This is a genomic window from Streptomyces shaanxiensis, assembly GCF_039537145.1.
GTDB classification, from domain to species: Bacteria; Actinomycetota; Actinomycetes; order Streptomycetales; family Streptomycetaceae; genus Streptomyces; species Streptomyces shaanxiensis.
The window spans coordinates 63,804-81,649 of the sequence record NZ_BAAAZY010000029.1; the positions used below are offsets into that span (position 1 = coordinate 63,804).

The 17,846-nt window shown below is 72.4% G+C and carries 11 protein-coding genes, 1 tRNA gene and 1 riboswitch; of the genes, 7 read left to right on the forward strand and 5 right to left on the reverse strand.

What is annotated here, in order from left to right; translation table 11 throughout:
• The first annotated feature begins 22 nt into the window (after positions 1-22).
• The 4 genes from ABD932_RS40435 to ABD932_RS40450 all read left to right on the forward strand — a co-directional run bounded on the left by ABD932_RS40435 (position 23) and on the right by ABD932_RS40450 (position 3,768).
• On the forward strand, positions 23-1,156 hold the full coding sequence (locus tag ABD932_RS40435; protein WP_345021046.1) for a dihydrofolate reductase family protein: 1,134 nt from the start codon (positions 23-25) through the stop codon (positions 1,154-1,156).
• An 80-nt stretch (positions 1,157-1,236) separates the two neighbouring features.
• Positions 1,237-1,310: transfer RNA gene (locus ABD932_RS40440), tRNA-Met, on the forward strand.
• A 131-nt stretch (positions 1,311-1,441) separates the two neighbouring features.
• Positions 1,442-2,326, forward strand: coding sequence for a PP2C family protein-serine/threonine phosphatase (locus ABD932_RS40445; RefSeq protein WP_345021047.1), 885 nt, complete (start codon positions 1,442-1,444; stop codon positions 2,324-2,326).
• Between the two features lie 244 nt (positions 2,327-2,570).
• Positions 2,571-2,728, forward strand: a riboswitch (cyclic di-AMP (ydaO/yuaA leader).
• A gap of 11 nt (positions 2,729-2,739) precedes the next feature.
• Complete coding sequence (locus tag ABD932_RS40450) at positions 2,740-3,768, forward strand: M23 family metallopeptidase (RefSeq protein WP_345021049.1); 1,029 nt, start codon at positions 2,740-2,742, stop codon at positions 3,766-3,768.
• 135 nt (positions 3,769-3,903) lie between these two features.
• Here the strand turns inward: ABD932_RS40450 and ABD932_RS40455 are convergent, their stop codons facing one another.
• The 4 genes from ABD932_RS40455 to lhgO form a co-directional block, all read right to left on the reverse strand.
• A complete protein-coding gene (locus tag ABD932_RS40455) occupies positions 3,904-4,149 on the reverse strand; it encodes a hypothetical protein (RefSeq protein ID WP_345021051.1) in 246 nt (81 codons plus the stop codon).
• Positions 4,150-4,185: 36 nt separating this feature from the next.
• Positions 4,186-5,574: a PrsW family intramembrane metalloprotease gene (locus ABD932_RS40460; RefSeq protein WP_345021053.1), complete on the reverse strand. Its 1,389-nt coding sequence runs from the start codon at positions 5,572-5,574 to the stop codon at positions 4,186-4,188.
• Positions 5,575-5,701: 127 nt separating this feature from the next.
• The gene (trmB, locus tag ABD932_RS40465; protein ID WP_345021055.1) at positions 5,702-6,535 is read right to left on the reverse strand and encodes a tRNA (guanosine(46)-N7)-methyltransferase TrmB; all 834 of its coding nucleotides are present in this window, start codon (positions 6,533-6,535) and stop codon (positions 5,702-5,704) included.
• 280 nt (positions 6,536-6,815) lie between these two features.
• On the reverse strand, positions 6,816-8,024 hold the full coding sequence (lhgO, locus tag ABD932_RS40470) for an L-2-hydroxyglutarate oxidase (protein ID WP_250087713.1): 1,209 nt from the start codon (positions 8,022-8,024) through the stop codon (positions 6,816-6,818).
• A 268-nt stretch (positions 8,025-8,292) separates the two neighbouring features.
• Here lhgO and ABD932_RS40475 point away from each other — a divergent pair, with 268 nt between their 5' ends.
• Complete coding sequence (locus tag ABD932_RS40475; protein ID WP_345021057.1) at positions 8,293-9,639, forward strand: histidine-type phosphatase; 1,347 nt, start codon at positions 8,293-8,295, stop codon at positions 9,637-9,639.
• A gap of 110 nt (positions 9,640-9,749) precedes the next feature.
• On the opposite strand, the gene ABD932_RS40480 is transcribed toward ABD932_RS40475, so the two are convergent.
• Positions 9,750-11,174: an NsdA family TPR-like regulatory protein gene (locus tag ABD932_RS40480; RefSeq protein WP_345021059.1), complete on the reverse strand. Its 1,425-nt coding sequence runs from the start codon at positions 11,172-11,174 to the stop codon at positions 9,750-9,752.
• Positions 11,175-11,931: 757 nt separating this feature from the next.
• Between ABD932_RS40480 and ABD932_RS40485 the strand changes: the two genes are divergently transcribed.
• Both ABD932_RS40485 and ABD932_RS40490 read left to right on the forward strand, forming a co-directional pair.
• On the forward strand, positions 11,932-14,031 hold the full coding sequence (locus ABD932_RS40485) for an asparagine synthase-related protein (protein WP_345021061.1): 2,100 nt from the start codon (positions 11,932-11,934) through the stop codon (positions 14,029-14,031).
• A gap of 379 nt (positions 14,032-14,410) precedes the next feature.
• Entirely contained in the window at positions 14,411-17,788 is a 3,378-nt protein-coding gene (locus ABD932_RS40490) for an AfsR/SARP family transcriptional regulator (protein WP_345021063.1), read from the forward strand.
• Positions 17,789-17,846: the final 58 nt, after the last annotated feature.

Sequence of the window (17,846 nt, forward strand, 5' to 3'; positions counted from 1 at the left end):
CGCCGAGCCGGAGAGCGCGCCGATGCCGTCGTACCCCTACGTCCTGCTGTCCGCCGCCGTCTCCCTGGACGGCTACCTCGACGACACCACCCCCGAACGCCTGCTCCTGTCCAGCCCGGCCGACTTCGACCGGGTCGACGAGGTACGGGCCTCCGTGGACGCGATCCTCATCGGCGCCGGCACGATCCGGGCCGACAACCCGCGACTGCTGGTGAACTCGGCCGAGCGGCGGGCCGCGCGGCTGGCGGCGGGAAAGCCGGAGTATCCGCTGAAGGTCACGGTCAGCGCGTCCGGCGAGCTGGACCCGACGGCGAACTTCTGGCACACGGGCGGCGAGAAAGTCGTCTATACGACGGAGAAGGGCGCCGAGCGGCTGCAGCGGACGCCGGTCGCGGCGGACGTCGTCGCGCTGGGCGCGGAGCTGGACTGGCGGGGCCTGCTGACGCACCTGCGCGAGGTACGCGGCGTCGAGCGGCTGATGGTGGAGGGCGGCGGCACGATCCACACGCAGCTGCTCCAGCAGGGGCTGGCGGACGAGCTGCAGCTGGTGCTGGCGCCGCTGTTCGTCGGCGACGCGGACGCGCCCCGGCTGTTCGGGCCGGGCGGGTACCAGGCCGGGCGGCTGCGCCTGCTGGAGACCCGGCGCATCGAGGACGTCGTGCTGATGCGCTACGAGCCGACGGCGCCCGGCACCGGTGACCTGCCCGCCGCGGCGGACCGGCACTGGCTGGCGCTGGCGTGCGAGCTGGCGACGCAGTGCCCTCCGTCGGAGACGGCGTTCAGCGTGGGGGCCGTGGTGGTGGCCGCCGACGGGACCGAGCTGGCGCGCGGGTACTCCCGGGAGGGCGGCGATCCCGCGGTGCACGCGGAGGAGGCAGCGCTCGCGAAGATCGCGCCGGGGGATCCGCGACTGGCGTCCGCGACGGTGTACAGCAGCCTGGAGCCGTGCACCCGCCGCGCCTCCCGTCCCGTGCCATGCGCGCGGCTGATCCTGGCGGCCGGGGTCCGGCGGGTGGTGACGGCCTGGCGGGAGCCGGACACGTTCGTGGCGGGGGCCGACGGGAGCGGAATGCTGGCGGGGGAGGGTGTGCGGGTGGTGGTCCTGCCGGAGTACGAGGACCGGGCGAAGGCACCGAACGGGCACCTGCCGAACTGAGTGATCCGGCTCTCATCAGCGGCGTCGAGGGAAAGCCGTGTGCTTTCGGTCCTGCGGATGGGGTACTGTTAAGTCATCGCCGCGGGGTGGAGCAGCTCGGTAGCTCGCTGGGCTCATAACCCAGAGGTCGCAGGTTCAAATCCTGTCCCCGCTACTGAAGACTCAGGGCCGGAACTGATCAGTCAGTTCCGGCCCTGAGTGTTTCTCTCGTGACCGGTGTCCGCCCGCTCGTCCGGTCGGCCCTCCCCGCTCGCCCCCCACCCCCACTTCGGCAACGCTGGTCAGGTGGAGGAACGGCGGATCTCGTACGCACGCCGGTTCGTCCGGCTGCTCCCGGCCCTGTTGATCGGGGCCGGGAGCGTGTACGACTACGTGACGCCAACCGACTTCACCGGCGCCCCCTTCTTCACCGCTCCGCTCTACTCGCAGCACGGCACGATCCTCACGGGCGTCACCGCCGTCCTCGTCCTGCTCGCGCTCCGCATCCTGCGCGGCGGCCTGCCCCGGGCGGAGGTGATCACCGAGCTGGTCACCGTGGTGGTCGTCTCCGTGCTCGCCGTCCTCATCAACCTCCTCGTCCGCCGCAGCGACGAGCGCCTCGCCTCCGCCCGCGAGATCGCCGAGGCGGCCCAGCGCGCGGTCCTGCCGGAACCCACCGAGCGGATCGGCGGCTTCCAGATCGCGGCGCGGTACGAGGCGGCGCAGGAGGGCGCCTCCATCGGCGGCGACCTGTACGCCGTGCAGGACAGCCCGCACGGCGTGCGGATCATCGTGGGGGACGTGCGCGGCAAGGGCATGGGGGCGGTGGGGGCCGTCGCCGTCGTCATCGGGGCCTTTCGCGAGGCCGCCGAGCAGGAGGCCACGCTGGAGGCGGTCGCCCAGCGACTGGAGCGGGCGCTGGCCCGCGAGCGCACGCGCAGCGAGGGGATCGAGTCCTCCGAGGAGGCCGACTTCCCGAGCGAGGCCACGCTGCTGCTCCACACCGACGGCCTGTCCGAGGCGCGGGATGCCGAGGGGCAGTTCTACGACCCGGAGGCGGGGCTCGCGGGACGGGCCAACGCGCGCCGCGCACCGGCCGAGTTGCTCGGTGTGCTGGCGGCGGACGTGCGCCGGCACTCCGGGGGCGGGATGGCGGACGACATGGCGCTCATCGCCGTACGGCGTCCGTGACCCGCCCTTGATCCTTCTCACCAAGGGTGATCGGGCGACCGCCCTCCGCATAACAACTGACATACCGTCAATACCTGTGTGGTGCCTGAGCCTCGGCCAACTCGCCCGATTTGGACCGCTCGTGACCTGTAAGTCCGGGCGAAATTCGTTAATGATCAAGTGGAACAGCTTGGAATCCGCACCCCGGGTCTATTAACGTTCGATAACGCAGCGCGGTCGTCCCAGCCGTCACAAGAGACGGCTCCGTGCGCACGCGCCGAGTCCCGCAAGGGAGCCGGGGAACCACCACCCTGGGGTGAATCGCGCGGATTCCACCGTGAAGTCACGGTTGGTATACGCGCGTAGGAGACCTTCCTGCTCCGAACCCGTCAGCTAACCCGGTAGGCGAGAAGGAAGGAAAGGAGCACGCCCACGTGGCGTCCAACAGGCCTGCTACGCAAGCCCCGTTCGTGCCGAGTCAGCGCAGCAACGACACCTTCGGCTACGACCGCTACCGCACCGACGAGGGCCCGTTCGAGGAGTGGAACCCCACCGCGGAGTCCATTCGTCCCGTACGTGGCAGGCACCGCGTAGCCAAGCAGCGGGGCGGGGGACTCGCCCGCAGCTCCACGGTTCTCGGCGTCGGCGTCATAGCCGCCGTCGGCGCGGGCGGCATGGCCAGCGCGCAGAGCGGCAAGCCGCCGGTCGCGATCACCATGCCCGACCTGCCCCTGATATCCGACGACGACTCCTCCGCGGCCGCCGAGGACACCGGGACGGCCCTCAGCACCATGGGCGCCGCGACCGAGGAGACCAAGCAGGGCACCGGCGACGCCGGTGAGGCGCTGCGGGCCCGGATCATCGCCCAGGTCGAGCAGCAGCAGGACCAGGTCGACAGCAAGGCCGCCGCCGAGGCGATCGCCGCCGCCGAGAAGGAGGCCGCCGCAGCGGCCGCCAAGGCGGAGCAGGAGGCCAAGGAGAAGGCCGCCGCCGCGAAGGCCGCCGCCGAGGAAGAGGCCCGCAAGAAGGCCGAGGCCGAGCGCCTCGCCGAGCTGGCCAAGCAGTACACGCTGCCGACCTCCTCGTACACCATCACCTCGACCTTCGGTCAGGCCGGCGCCTACTGGTCCTCCGGCTACCACACCGGCCTCGACTTCGCCGCGCCGTCCGGCACGCTGATCAAGGCCGTGCACTCCGGCACCATCACGTTCGCCGGCTGGGACGGGTCGTACGGCTACAAGACGGTGCTCACCCTCGACGACGGCACCGAAGTGTGGTTCGCGCACCAGTCCTCGATCAGCGTCAGCGTCGGCCAGAAGGTCAACACCGGCGACGTCATCGGCCGCGTGGGCGCCACCGGCAACGTGACCGGAGCCCACCTGCACCTCGAGGTGCACCCCGACGGCAGCACGAGCGGCATCGACCCGCTGGCGTGGCTGCGCGGCAAGGGGCTCACGCCCTGAGGGACTAGAGACTCACGTCCTGAGGGGCGATCTCCCGATTGCACAGGGACGTTGATCGCGCAGGGACATTGATGGGTGCAGGGACATTGACCGTGCGGCCCGGCCTTCCTCACAGGAGGCCGGGCTCACGGTTTTTCAGGGATCGCAGGTGCCGGACTGGCCCGCGCACTGCCAGCCCGAGAATCCGCCCTCGGGGTTGTCGAGGTCGTCGTCGAGCCTGATGAAGCCCCAGACGACTGTGAGGGTGAACGCGACGGCGGCCAGCGCCAGCAGCCACAGGACGACCGTCCGCACCGTCCTTGTCCGGCCCTTGTCCGGCTCGCGGGCAGGCCGGGGCCGGGAGGCGCTCGGGGAGTGGCGGCCGCCGTTCACGCGCACCATCTCGGCTCTCCGTCCTGGTGGTCGGGCAGACCCGTGCTACGTCCGATACGGGTTGTACGCGGGATACGGCGCCGTCGGCCCGTAGGGGGCGCCCTGTGTCGGCCCGTACGTGGCACCCTGCGTCGGCCCGTATCTGGCGGTGTGCCCCTGTCCGTACGGTTGCCACTGACCCGGCGCCCCGTATCCGTACCCATACCCGTACGCAGGCCGAGGCTGCGCGGCGACCGCATGCTCCAGTGCCGGCCGAGCGAACCCCCGCCGCCCCCACAGCTCGTGCAACAGCTCCTGTTCCCGTACGACGAAGTCCGCGCCGGCCCGCCCGCGCCGCCCCCGGTGCCGCAGGAACGCCAGTGATGTGGCGTACGCCTCGTACTGCGCCACCGCCCGGGCCGCCGCCCGCCCCCCACGCCGTCGCGCGTACTGCCGGGCCACCCGCCGCGCACGCATCGAGCCGAGCGCGAAGGGATCGCCCGGGGCCAGCCACCCGGCGACGACGTACGCGGGCAGTTCCTCGCGCACGGTCCGCAGTTCGCGCTGCCGGGTCCAGATCACCAGCCAGGTCAGCAGCCCGAACGTGGGCACCATGAAGGCGGCGTACACGGCGAAGAACCCGAACTCGCCGAAGGCCGACGAGCCGTTCCACAGGGCGTGCATGCCCATGGCGAGCAGGAGCCCGGAGAGCGGGAGGAGAACGCGGCGCACATGCTGTCGCGGGCCCGAGAGCGCGGCGATGCCGAAGCCGATGCCGGTGAGGACCGTGAAGAGGGGGTGCGCGAAGGGCGACATGATGACGCGGACGAAGAAGGTCGCCGCCGTGACGGAGGCGATGCCGCGGTCGCCGGAGAGCTGGTCGGTACCGAAGGCGGTGCCGAGGTAGAGGATGTTCTCGGTGAAGGCGAAGCCGGTGGCGGTGACGCCGGCTATCACCACGCCGTCGACGATCCCGGTGAAGTCACGTCGGCGGAAGAGAAAGACGAGCAGGACGGCGGCCGCTTTGGCCGTTTCCTCCACGACGGGCGCTATGACGGTGGCGCCCAGCGTGTCCGCGTGGGACGGATCGGCGGTCGCCGTGGCTATCCATCGGGTCGCGAAGCTGTTGGCGATGATCGCTATGAGCGCCGCCGCGAACGCGCCCCACGCGAAGGAGAACAGCAGATTGCGCCAGGGGCCCGGCTCGACCCGGTCCAGCCAGCGGAAGGCGGCGACGAGCAGCGGCACGGGAAGAACGGCGAGCCCGAGCCCGACCAGGAACCCCTCGGTGCCGGTCTGCTCACGCACCAGGGCGAGGATGACCAGCCCGGAGAGCGCGAGCAGCGTGCTCAGCGCGCCGTAACGCACCCACCGCTTCTGCCACCAGTGCGCGTGCCGCAGTGTCCCGCCGGCGGGACCGGTGGGGTACGTCGGGTACGGGGGACTGGTGGCCACGGCATTGACCCTAACGAGACAGGGGCGCCACCCGCAGCCGCGCGAGGGGCTCCGGCGCCCGAGGGGGGTTTGCTGTCGGTGCTGTTTCTCTTCCCGGTCTTCGTTCCGGCTGCTCCTCCCGCTGCTCCTACGGCTGTACGCGGCGGAAGAGCAGGTCGTTCACCACATGACCCTTGTCCAACCCCTGTCCCTCGAAACGGGTCAGCGGCCGGAAGTCCGGACGGGGCGCGAAACCGCCGTCGGCTCGGGTGTTCTCGAAGTCGGGGTGACCGGTCAGAACTTCGAGCATCTGTTCGGCGTACGGCTCCCAGTCGGTGGCGCAGTGCACCAGGGCACCGGGCTTCAGCCGGGTCGCGGCGAGGCTGAGGAACTCGGGCTGGATGAGACGCCGCTTGTGGTGCCGCTTCTTGGGCCAGGGGTCGGGGAAGTAGACGCGCAGCCCGTCGAGCGAGTCGGGGGCGAGCATCTCGCGCAGCAGGATGATGGCGTCGCCGTTGGCGACACGGACGTTGTTCAGCCCGCGCTGGTCGGCGAGATTGAGCAGGTTTCCCTGCCCGGGCGTGTGCACGTCGACGGCGAGGACATTGGTCTCCGGGTCGGCGGCGGCCATCTGGGCGGTGGCCTCCCCCATCCCGAACCCGATCTCGAGTACGACCGGATTCTCGTTCCCGAACAGCTCACCGAGGTCGACGATCCGCTGCCCGTCGATGTCCAGCCCCCACTTGGGCCACAGCCGCTGCAACGCGTCCGCCTGCCCCGCGGTCACCCGACTCCGCCGCGGCTGAAAACTCCGAATCCGCCGCTCGAAGTGCGACCCCGCAGGATCGGCCTTGGGCCCGTCCGGGAACCGGGGCTCACCTTTGGCCCGGGTGTGCCGGACAGACACACCGGGGATGTGACGGGACCGCCCGCCGTCGGCGCCGGGCTGGGGGACTTCTGGGGCGTTGAGAGACTCAGACACAGTGAGACTGATTTTACGGGGAGGGGGAGGGCGGCTTCCCGGCCGTCACCCCTGGACGCCGGCCCAGGCAATGTCAGCCCGTCCGGCGTTTGAGGACGAGGCCCCTTAAGGGCCGAAGCGGGGGTCTGGGTGCGGCAGCCCCCAGAAACGCCCCGGGGTCGAAGGGGCAGAGCCCCTGGAGGACGGGACGGGTAGGGGCGGCGGGGGCGAAGGAACCCGGCGTTCGTACCCGCACCGAACCCGCGCCGCACGCCCCCTCAAGCCCCCGCCGCGCGCCCTCTCAAGCCCCCTCCAACACCCCCAACGCCCGCCGCGCCACCTCCCGCCCGATCGGCAGCGAAGCAGTAGCCGCAGGACTCGGCGCGTTCAGCACATGCACGGCCCGAGCCCCCTCCCGTATCAGAAAGTCATCCACCAGCCCCCCGTCCCGCAACACCGCCTGCGCCCGCACCCCCGCCGCCGCCCGCACCAGATCATCGGACGTCACCGCTGGCAACAACCTCCGCACCGCCTCCGTGAACGCCCCCTTGGACACCGACCGCCGCAGCTCCCCGGCCCCGTACCGCCAGTGCCGCCGAGCCATCCGCCACGCCCCGGGCCACGCCACCGTCCCCCCGACCTCCGACGGCCGTACGACCCCCCACCCGTACCCCTCCCGGGCCAGCGCCGGCACCGCGTTGGGCCCGATGTGCACATCCCCGTCGATCCCGCGCGTGAGATGCACCCCGAGGAACGGAAACGCCGGATCCGGCACCGGATACACCAGCCCCCGCACCAGCTCGGGCCGCGCCAGCGAGTAGTACTCCCCCCGGAACGGCACGATCCGCACCCCCGGCTCGTCCCCCGTCATCCGGGCCACCTCGTCGCAGTACAGCCCGGCACAGTTCACCAGCACCCGCCCCCGCACGACGTCCCCACGCGTCGTCCGCACCGCGACCCCCAGCCCGGCCCGCCGGTCCACCCGCTCGACCTGCGCGCCGTACCGGATCTCCGCCCCCGACGCCTCGGCCAGCTGCCGGGCGACCCCGACGAAGTCGCACACACCCGTAGTCCCGACGTGTATGGCCGCGAGCCCCCGCACCTCCGGCTCGTACTCCGCGATCTGGGCGGCGCCCAGCTCCCGTACCGGAATGCCGTTCTCCCGCCCGCGCTGCACCAGCGCGTGCAGCCGCGGCAGCTCCTCCCGCTCGGTCGCGACGATCAGCTTGCCGGTGACGGCGTGCGCGATGCCGTACTCCGCGCAGAACTTGACCATCTCGGCCGCGCCACCCACCGCGTACCGCGCCTTCAGCGACCCCGGCCGGTAGTAGATCCCGCTGTGGATGACCCCGCTGTTGCGCCCCGTCTGATGCCGGGCCGGCCCCGGCTCCTTCTCCAGCACGGTCACCCGCGTACCCGGCGCGGCACGTGTGATCGCATACGCCGTGGCCAGCCCGACGATCCCACCGCCGACCACGAGCACATCACAGTCGTAAGCGATCGTCCGCACCTGCTCCACCTCCCGGTTTCGATAATGCACTGCGCCACTGACAACGCCCTCAAACCCCCCGCGGGGCTCCCGCGCCACGGCGCCGGGCCGACGAGGCGATTCCGAGGGGGAACCTTTGGCAAGGGCGGGACTTCCGGCCAGTCATCAGCCGTGATCCGGCCACGGCGTGTTCACGTACCGCTCCGACGATGCGGCAGATCCCCCGGCTGCCGCACAGGTGCGTCGCAGCGGCACTGAACGCAACGGCACTGAACGGAACGGCACATCCATGAGACGCCTCACCCCGGCCCTGGCACTCGGTCTCGCCGCCCTCCTGGTCGGTACCCCCGCCGCCGCGGGCACCAACACCGGCACCCGCAACAGCTACGGCACCAAGGCGACGTACGCGCCCGGCCAGAACCCCCGCAGCTACCAGCGGCCCCCCGCGGGCTTCACCCCGGTCTTCACCGAGAACGTCTCCCGGCACGGCTCCCGCGCCGCGACCGACGGCGAGGACGCGGACCTGGTCCTCGCCCTGCGGAAGAAGGCCGAGGCCGCGGGCGCCCTCACCGCGAAGGGCAGGGCTTTCGGGCCCAAGGTGCAGGCGCTGCAGAACGCCATGAGCACCGTGGGCTACGGCGACCTCAGCGGGCGTGGCAAGCGGGAGATCCACGACACGGCCGTACGGATGCAGCAGCGGCTGCCGGGGCTGTTCCAGCGGATCGCCGGCGACAAGGAGAAGATCGACGTCGTCAGCTCGGGTCAGGGCCGCGCCGTCGACAGCGCCAACCTGTACGCCGCCGCGCTCGCCGGCACCGACCCCGCCCTGAAGCCGCTCATCGGCCCGACCCGCACGGACGTCGACCTCCTCTACTTTCACAAGGCGGCCGGCGGCGCGGCCTACCGCGACTACATAGCGAACGACCAGCGGCTCGCGAGCACCCTGAAGTCGATCACCGGCCAGCCCACCACCCACCGTGCCGCCCGCGACGTACTGAAGAAGCTCTTCAAGGGCGCCTTCGTCGACCGGCTCGCCGACGACGACCGCGTGGCCGCCGCCACGGCCGTCTACAACCTGTACGCCATCGCGCCCGCCATGAGCGACGAGAGCCCCGGCGGCAAGGGCTGGGGCATGGAGCGGTTCATCTCCAAGCGGGACGCGGCCTGGTTCGGGTACCTGAGTGACGCCGAGGACTTCTACGAGAAGGGCCCGGGCTTCGCCGGCGCCGACATCACGTACAAGATGGCGGACGTCGTGCTCGACGACTTCTTCAAGAAGGTCGAGGCCAAGCGCGCCGGCACCGGCGACCTGGGCGCCGAGCTCCGCTTCACGCACGCCGAGGAGATCATCCCGCTGGCCGCGCTGATGGGCCTGCCCGGCAGCACGAAGGGCGCCACGGCCGAGCAGCCGTACACCTACGCCGACAACCCGTGGCGGGGCGCTTCTGCGGCGCCGCTGGGCTCGAACATCCAGTGGGACGTCTTCCGCAAGGGCGACACCTACCTGGTGCGCATGCTCTACAACGAGCAGGAGACCGCCTTCAGGACCGGCTGCCGACCGATCGCCAAGGGCAGCTCCTTCTACGACCTCGACGAGCTGGAGCGCTGCTTCGGGCGCGCGGGCAGCGCGTCGTAACGGCCCGCCTCGGGCAGGACGGAGGGGGCGGCGGCCCGGGTCTGCCGAGCCGCCGCACGCTGCGCACGCGTGCGCGTGTGTGCGCGTACCGGAGATCTCCGTGATCTCCGTCAGGCCGGTGCCATGAGCAGCGGGCGCGCCCGCTCCCGCAGTTCGACGACCCGGGGCTCGTCGCCGTACGGCTCCAGGCGGTGCAGCAGGTCCTTCACGTACTCCGTGGTGCGCGCGGACGATATCCGCCCCGCGACCTCCACCGCCCGCACGCCCTGCTCGCATGCCGCATCGAGATTGCCCGACTCCAGCTCGGCGACCGCCGAGACGACGAGCCGCAGCCCGTGCGAGCGCACGAACTCCTCCGTCGGCTTCGACAGCGCCTGCTCCGTGAACCGCCGTACCTGGCGCGGTGCCTTGAGGTCCCGGTAACACTCCGCGGCGTCCGCGGCGAAGCGGTCGTAGGAGTAGAAGCCGAGCCACGAAGGGTCGTTGTCGCCCTCTCTGGCCCGCTCCAGCCAGCCCTCCGACGCCTTCAGGGCCGCGCCGGCGGCCTGTGCGTCACTGGCGCGCGCGTGTGCGCGTGCCTCGACGAGGCGGAAGAAGCTCATGGTGCGGGCCGTGGCGAGGCCACGGTTGCGTTCCAGCGCGGCCTGGGCGAGGTCGACGCCCTCGTCGCCGAAGCCCCGGTAGGTCGCCTGGAGCGACATCGACGCCAGCACGTACCCGCCGAGGGGTACGTCGGCCGCCGCGCGCGCGAGTCGCAGCGCCTGGATGTAGTACCGCTGGGCGGCCTCCTGTTGCCCGGTGTCGAAGGCCATCCACCCGGCGAGACGCGTGAGTTCGGCACTCGCCCCGAACAGGGCACGGCCGACCTCGTCGGAGTACGAGCCGAGCAGCAGCGGTGCCGCCTCCACGCGTAAGCACTCGGGCACCATGGACGAACGCCAGTCGCCGCCTCCGTACTTGGAGTCCCAGCGCCTGGCGTCGTCGGCGGCCTCCCGCAGTTTCTGCACATCGCTGTGGCCGACTTTGAGCGGTGCGCCGGAGCCCTCGGAGGGGCTCGCCTCGCGCGCCACCGAGCTGTCGGCCGGCGTTATCAGCCACCTTGAGGCAGGCGTTGCGTATGCGCTTACTGCGAACGAACCGGCCAGCGACTGCCAGATGCCACCGGTGCCGGTGCGACGGCCGGCGAGGTCGAGACGGTACAGCTCCGTCGCCGACTTCACCGCCTGTCCGACGTCCCGGGGGAAGGCGAGGCCCACTTCGGGTGCGGGGTCCGCGTCCGCCAGGCCGATCTCGTGGAGCGGCACAGGGCGGCCGAGCTTCTGGCCGATCGCGGCGGCGATGAGGTGCGGCGCGGCACCCTGCGGCACCATGCCCTTCGACACCCAGCGCGCCACCGAGGTCTTGTCGTAGCGAAGAGTCAGGCCCCGCTGAGCGCCAAGATCGTTGACGCGTCGAGCGAGTCCTGCGTTGCTGATTCCCGCGAGGGCGAGAACGGTGCCGAGTTTTTCGTTCGGCCCGCGTTGCTCCCTGGACATGCGCCACCCCTCGACACAGACGGCTGCCGCGCTGGCATAACCACGCGGCATTCGTAAACCCAGCGTAGTTCGCCGCATCCCAAGCGTTAAGGGGCATTCTTCCGGATGGCGGGATTGTGGTCCGCACTCAAGTGCGCACCCCCTACGCACAGTTGTGGCGTGCTCCCGCTGTGTGGCTGTGCGCCCGTCCGTGCGCTCTTCTCCAGCCATCGGGGGAGCGGTTCCATGGCTCTTGCGTGGGTCGGCCCGCTGTACTGGATCCAGTGGGCTGGGGGATTCCGCCGCCTTCATCCCCGCGGGCGGCGGATCGGTCCGGGGGGCGCATCCCGTTCCCCGGACTGCGCGCACGGCGAGCACGGCGAGTAGTGCGGAGGGCTTGTACGGAGCGTGCGTGAGCCTGTCCCTACGACGCCGATTTGGCCGAAAATCGACCCCGGTTCTCTCGGGTGATTACCCCTCCGACCACGGTACTTGAGGGCGCAGAGGGCGTTTTCGGGGAGCGCATCGGGGGCGCATTCGCGTCGCAGGCGTGACGCGATCTCCTCGCTGAGCCCGACTGGATCCCTTCGCTCCGCCAGGGTGGATCCCCTTTCCCCGTCCGGGTGTTCAGATGCCGCGCAGCCGCCCGGGGGTGCCCACGCGGGCGCGTTACCGGAGCTCGAGCGGCTCCGCCACCCCTCCCGCGCGCGTCCTTCATGGCAGCATGGTGAACCGGTTCGTACGGTGCACTGGTTGTCCACAGCCTGTGGAGGCGTCGATGCGGTGGTTGGTGGGATGGAGCAGCACCACCGCGGTGGCAGCCGGGAGCGGCTCCGCGGGGGCGACCGGAAGCGACGGCGAGACCGTGCACCCGGTGGGCTCCCAACTCCTCTGGGGCGACCCCGATCCGCTGTGGGCGGTCGGCGACTGGCGCCCGGACGAGGTGCGCGTGGTGAAGGCCGACGCGCAGACCCGGATCGCGGTGCTCGGCACCTGCGGGGCGAGCGACGAGCAGCTGCGGGTCGGCCTGTTCGCCGCGCGCGGAGGGGCACTTCGGCATCTGACGGCGTGGTCCGGCAGCTACACGGCCGTCGTCCAGGTCGGCCGCCGGGTCACGGTGTGCGGCGATCTGGCGGGCGCGCGGCCGGTGTTCTACACCCCCTGGGCGGGCGGTACGGCGTACGCGACGGCCGCGCTCCCCCTCGCCGACCTCATCGAGGCCAACCTCGACTTCGGCCACCTCGCCGCACTGCTCGCCGCCCCCGACGTACCGGCCGCCCTGCACGACTCCACCCCGTACGACGGCGTACGGCGCATTCCGCCGGGGCATGCGCTGATCCTGCGCGCCGGGGCGCGCGAGATCGCCGGGTACGAACCGGTCGCCTCGCTGGCGGTGGCGGCGCCGACGGCCGATCCGGACAGCGCGGTGGACGCCGTACGCGACGCCCTGGTGGAGGCGGTACGCGCGCGTCTGTCCGCGCCCCGCCATGTCCCCGGCGCCGACATAGACCCCGGACCGGTGCCAGGGATGGGCCCGGCCGAACGGCGTGCCGCGCGCGGGATGCCGGTTCCGGGCATCGGAGCGGACCTGTCCGGCGGCCCCGCGTCCGGCACGCTGGCGCTGCTCGCCGCGGGCCTCCCGGGGATGCCGGGCACGGTCCTGGGCCACGGCACGGGCGCGGGGGAGCGCCTCCTGGCCGTCACGTTCAACGACCTGGCGGTCGGCGGCCGCGAGGCCGAGCTGGAACGGGCCGGAACCCTGGCGGCCAACCCGCGCCTGCACCACGTGGTGGTGACCGGCGGCGAGGACACACTGCCGTACGCCGACCTGGACGGCCCGCTGACGGACGAGCCGGGCCCGAGCCTGGTGACGGCGGCGAGACACCGCGCACGCCTCGCGTCCGGCAGTGCGGACCACTTCACCGGCTACGGCGCCCGCCAGGTCCTGGACGCGCACCCGGCCCGCCTCGCCGACCTCCTGATGGACCGCAAACGGCGCCACCTGGTCCGCCCGGTCGCGGCGCTGGCCAAGGCGGACGGCTCGGTGCTGGTCCCCGCGCGCGTGTACGGCGCGGCACGCAAGCTGGCCCGCACTCCCTACCGAACGGGCCTGGACTCCCTGGCGGACCGCCTCCTGCACCGCCGCTTCGACGAACCCGGAGGTGCCGTAGGGGCGTCGCTCGCCGCGCTCACCTGGGCCAGACCGGGCCCGGCGGCACGCTGGCTGACCGGCGAGGCGCTCGCTGAAGTATCGGTTCGCCTGCAAGCGGCGTCGCACCGCAACGGGGTCGGCCCGGGCCAGCGTCCCGGCGACTACCGCGCGCGTGCCGCCCTCGCCCGCCACGCCGCGGACCTCCGCGTCCTGGAACAGGCCGCCGAGATCCGCTTCCAGCGCCTGCACGCCCCCTTCCTCGACAACCAGGTCGTCCGCGCCTGCCGCGCCCTCCCCGAGGCCCTGCGAGTCCAGCCCGGCGCCCGCGCCGCGATCCTCCGTACGGTCCTGGAGGGCGCCGGAGTCGCCGACCTCCCACCCGGCTGGGGCGCCCCGTCCCACGCCTCGGCGGCGGTAGCGGCACGAACCGGCCTGAGGGTGGCCGCCGACTCCCTGATGGCCCTCTTCGGCACCCCCCTCCTGGCCCAGGCGGGCCTGGTGGAGGCCCGAGTCGTCCGCAAGGCCCTCCGAGCAGCGGCCGAGGGCGAACCCCTCCCCCTGGACGGCCTCGCCGACCTCGTCTCCCTGGAACTCTGGCTACGCCGCCTACTGGCCCGCCGCGGCACCTGCTGGACTGGCACCCCCGCCCGACAGCGAGCGGTACCGGCGGGGATCACGCCGCAGAGGGGGGCGTTGGGGGCGGGGGCGGCGGTGCGGCGGGGGTAGGGACGGTGGCTGCTGTGGCTGCTGTGGACGCCGGCGCACCCGTCATCGACCCGGTCCGGCGTTCGAGGCTGCGTAGGGCTGTCCCGATCCCTCACAAGGGCGACTTCTCGACGCCGACCCAGGCAATGTCAGCCCGTCCGGCGTTTGAGGACGAGGCCCCTTAAGGGCCGAAGCGGGGGTCTGGGGGCGGCAGCCCCCAGAAAGGGGGCCGGGGTCGAAGGGGCGGAGCCCCTGGAGGACGGGACGGGTAGGGGCGGCGGGGGCGAAACCCCTCCCGGCGCGCCGAACGACCACCGCACCCACAGCACCCACCGCACCTACGACACCCGACGCCGACAAAACCCGTGCCCCCAACATCCACCCCCGCGACAATGACCCGGTGCGGTACAGAATCCTGGGCGTCACCCAGGCCGAAGACGACCAGGGCACCGTCGTACCCATCGGCGGCCCCCGCCTCCGCGCCCTGCTCACGTCCCTCACCCTGCGCCCCGGCCGCATCACCACCCCCGACACCCTGATCGACGAGGTCTGGGCCGGCGCCCCGCCCCACGACGCCCCCGCTGCCCTCCAGGCCCTGATCGCCCGCCTGCGCCGCACCCTCGGCAAGGACACCGTCACCTCCGCCCCCGGCGGCTACCGCCTCACGGCAGCGCACGACGACGTGGATCTCTTCGTCTTCGAACGCCTCGTGCACCAGGGCACCGCGGCCCTCGACCGAGGCGACCCGTCATCCGCCGCCCAGACCCTCACCACCGCCCTCGCCCTGTGGCGCGGCCCGGCCCTGGCCGACCTCCCCGACCGCACCGCCGCCACCCGCCCGGAGGCCCTGCGCCTGGAGGCGACCCGAGCCCGCATCGAGGCGGACCTACGACTCGGCCGCGCCCACGCCGCCGTACCCGAACTCAGAGAACTGACCACCACGCACCCGTACGACGAATCACTGCACGCCCTGCTCATCCGCGCCCTGCGCGACACGGCCCGCCCCGCGGACGCCCTGGCCGCGTACGAAACCGCCCGCCGCACCCTGGCCGAAGGCCTGGGAACGGACCCCGGCCCGCAGCTCCGCGCCCTGCACACCGACCTGCTGACACCGGCGCCCGTCGAGACGAGTACGGAGCCGTCCCCTGCTGCGAAACCCCAACCGCAGCCCAGCCCACCGTCCCCTCACCACCCTCACCACCCAAACCCCCCTCTCAACCCTCACCCCCCTCTCCACCCCGAACGCAACGGCAACCTCCGTCGCCGCCTTACCTCTTTCGTGGGCCGGGAACTCGAACTCGACGCCATCCGTTCCGAATTGCACAGGGCCAGACTGGTCACGCTCACCGGACCGGGCGGCTCTGGGAAGACCCGCCTCGCCGAGGAAGCCGCCGCCGGGCTCCCACAGGCATGGCTGGTCGAGCTCGCCCCGCTCGACCACCCGGAGGCGGTGCCAGGCGCGGTGGTCAGCGCGCTCGGTCTGCGCGAGACCGTGCTCAAGACCACCGAACTGACGGCCCCGCAGGACGACCCGCTCGCCCTGCTGATCGAGTACTGCGCCCCGCGCAGCCAACTCCTGATCCTTGACAACTGCGAACATGTCATCGGCGCGGCCGCCACCCTCGCCGAGAACCTCCTCACCCGCTGCCCGGGCCTCACGATCCTCGCCACCAGCCGCGAACCCCTGGGCGTCCCCGGCGAGTCCGTGCGTCCGGTCGAGCCCCTGCTCCCCGACCAGGCGCACCGCCTCTTCGCGGAGCGCGCGGCGGCCGTCCGCCCCGACGCCGACGCCGTGCTGCGCGACGCGCGCGAGGAGGGTGCCGTCGCGGAGATCTGCCGCCGCCTCGACGGACTGCCCCTCGCCATCGAGCTGGCGGCGGCCCGGCTACGGCTGCTCACACCCCGCCAGATCGCCGACCGACTCGACGACCGCTTCCGCCTCCTCACCTCCGGAAGCCGTACGGTCCTGCCCCGCCAGCAGACCCTGCGCGCCGTCGTCGACTGGTCCTGGGAGCTGCTCGACGAGCGGGAGCGGACGGTGCTGCGCGAGGTGTCCGTCTTCGCCGGCGGCTGGGACCTCGCGGCGGCGGAGGCCGTGTGCACCGGCCCGGCCGCCGACCTCATCGGCGCGCTCGTCGACAAGTCCCTCATCGTGGCCACCCCGTGCGAGCGGGACGGCTCCGACGGCATGCGGTACCGCATGCTGGAGACCATCCACGAATACGCCGTCGAGCGCGCCGCCGAGGCCCCCGAGCTGCTCCTCGCCGCCGAGCGCCGACACCGCGCATGGGTGCGCGCGCTCGTCGAGGAGGCAGATCCGCTGCTGCGCTCCGCCCGCCAACTCCCGTGGATATCCCGCCTGGAGACGGAGCTGGACAACATCCGGGCGGCCCTCGACCGCTCCCTGACGGCAGGCGACGAAGCGGACGCGACGTCCATCGCCCTCGCCATGGGCTGGTTCTGGTGGCTGCGCAACTACCGCGTCGAGGGCGCGGCTTGGGTCGACCGGATCCTGCGCCTGTGCGTCTCCCTGGATGCCGCCGCCCTCGGGACCGCTCCCGCAGCGGACCCGGTGGACGCCTTCCTCTCCGCCCCGGAGGCCCAGGCACACCACCCGCGGCACGCACCCCGGATGAGTCTGCGCGTGCTGCATCTGTTCCTCGCCATCGAATTCGAACCGGTGGAGCACTGGCGGGAGGAGCGACTGAGGCGGTACGTCGGGCGGGTGCGGGCCCACTTCGCGCCGGGCGGCCCCGAATCCGCCCGCCTCCCGGGCCTGGTCTGGCCGTTGACCCACTACATGCTGGGCGAGACGGCGAACGCCGGGCCTGTCATGGACGCCGTACTGGCCAACTGCCGTGCGTACGGCGGTGACTGGGAGGTCGGCTGCATCCTGATGTTCCGCACCCACATGCTGGTCGACTCACCGGGCGGCTTGGCGAACGTCGACGTCGACCTCGCGGAGCTGCGGAGCCTCAGCCGCCGGGCCGGCGACCGGTGGATGCGGGCCCAGGTGTGCAGCGCGGTCGGCGAGACGGCCATGCTGCGCAGCCGCTTCGAGGAGGCCAGGGGCGAATTCGAGGAGGCGCTGCGCCTCGCCCACGAGGTGGGCGCGTACGCCGAGACGCCCTTCCTCATCGCCCGGCTCGCCGAGATCGCCTATCGCTCGGGCGACCGTACGGCCGCCGTGGCCGCGCTGGACGAGGCGAGCGCCGCGGCCGACCGGTACGGCGTGGCGGACTCCCGGGCGTTCGTCCTGCTGATGCGCGCCCAGATCGCGCTGGACGACAAGGACACCGCACGCGCGCGTGAGCTGTGTGAGGCGGCCCGCGTGGAGACCGGGCGCGCCACGCCACCGCCCCAGTTCCTCGCGATGCTGAACGCGGTCGACGCCCTGACGGTGACGGCGGAGTCGGGTCCGACCCACGGGCTGCCCCGCCTGGCCGACACCCTGCGCATGGCCGTGGAGAACCGCTGTTCCGACGTGATCACGGCGACCCTCGCGGATGCCGCGTCGGAGCTGCTGACCCGCCTCGGCGACCATCCGCGCGCGGTCCGTCTGCTCGCCGCCTCGGAGCACTGGCGCGGTGGCCATCCACGCCTCCTGCCGGAGCGCACGCACGCCGAGCGGGCCGAGTCCGCCGCCCGCTCCGCCCTGGGAGCCGAGCGGTTCACCGCCGAGCACACCCGGGGCACCGCCCTCACCTACGACGCCGTCCTGCGCGACCTCGACGAGGCCGTGCGCGACCTCCACGTCCCCGCCGAACGGGCACCATGAACCCGAGGGCCGGCTGAACGCCGCTACACGCGGCTGGACCCGCTGTACGCAGATGAAC

What these genes read in the sequence shown, in the direction of transcription:
- ABD932_RS40455 (WP_345021051.1), bottom strand. Translation starts at nt 4,149, where the DNA reads ATGGTGCGCGTGAACGGCGGCCGCCACTCCCCGAGCGCCTCCCGGCCC.
- ABD932_RS40480 (WP_345021059.1), bottom strand. Translation starts at nt 11,174, where the DNA reads ATGTCCAGGGAGCAACGCGGGCCGAACGAAAAACTCGGCACCGTTCTC.
- ABD932_RS40475 (WP_345021057.1), top strand. Translation starts at nt 8,293, where the DNA reads ATGAGACGCCTCACCCCGGCCCTGGCACTCGGTCTCGCCGCCCTCCTG.
- ABD932_RS40435 (WP_345021046.1), top strand. Translation starts at nt 23, where the DNA reads ATGCCGTCGTACCCCTACGTCCTGCTGTCCGCCGCCGTCTCCCTGGAC.
- ABD932_RS40485 (WP_345021061.1), top strand. Translation starts at nt 11,932, where the DNA reads ATGCGGTGGTTGGTGGGATGGAGCAGCACCACCGCGGTGGCAGCCGGG.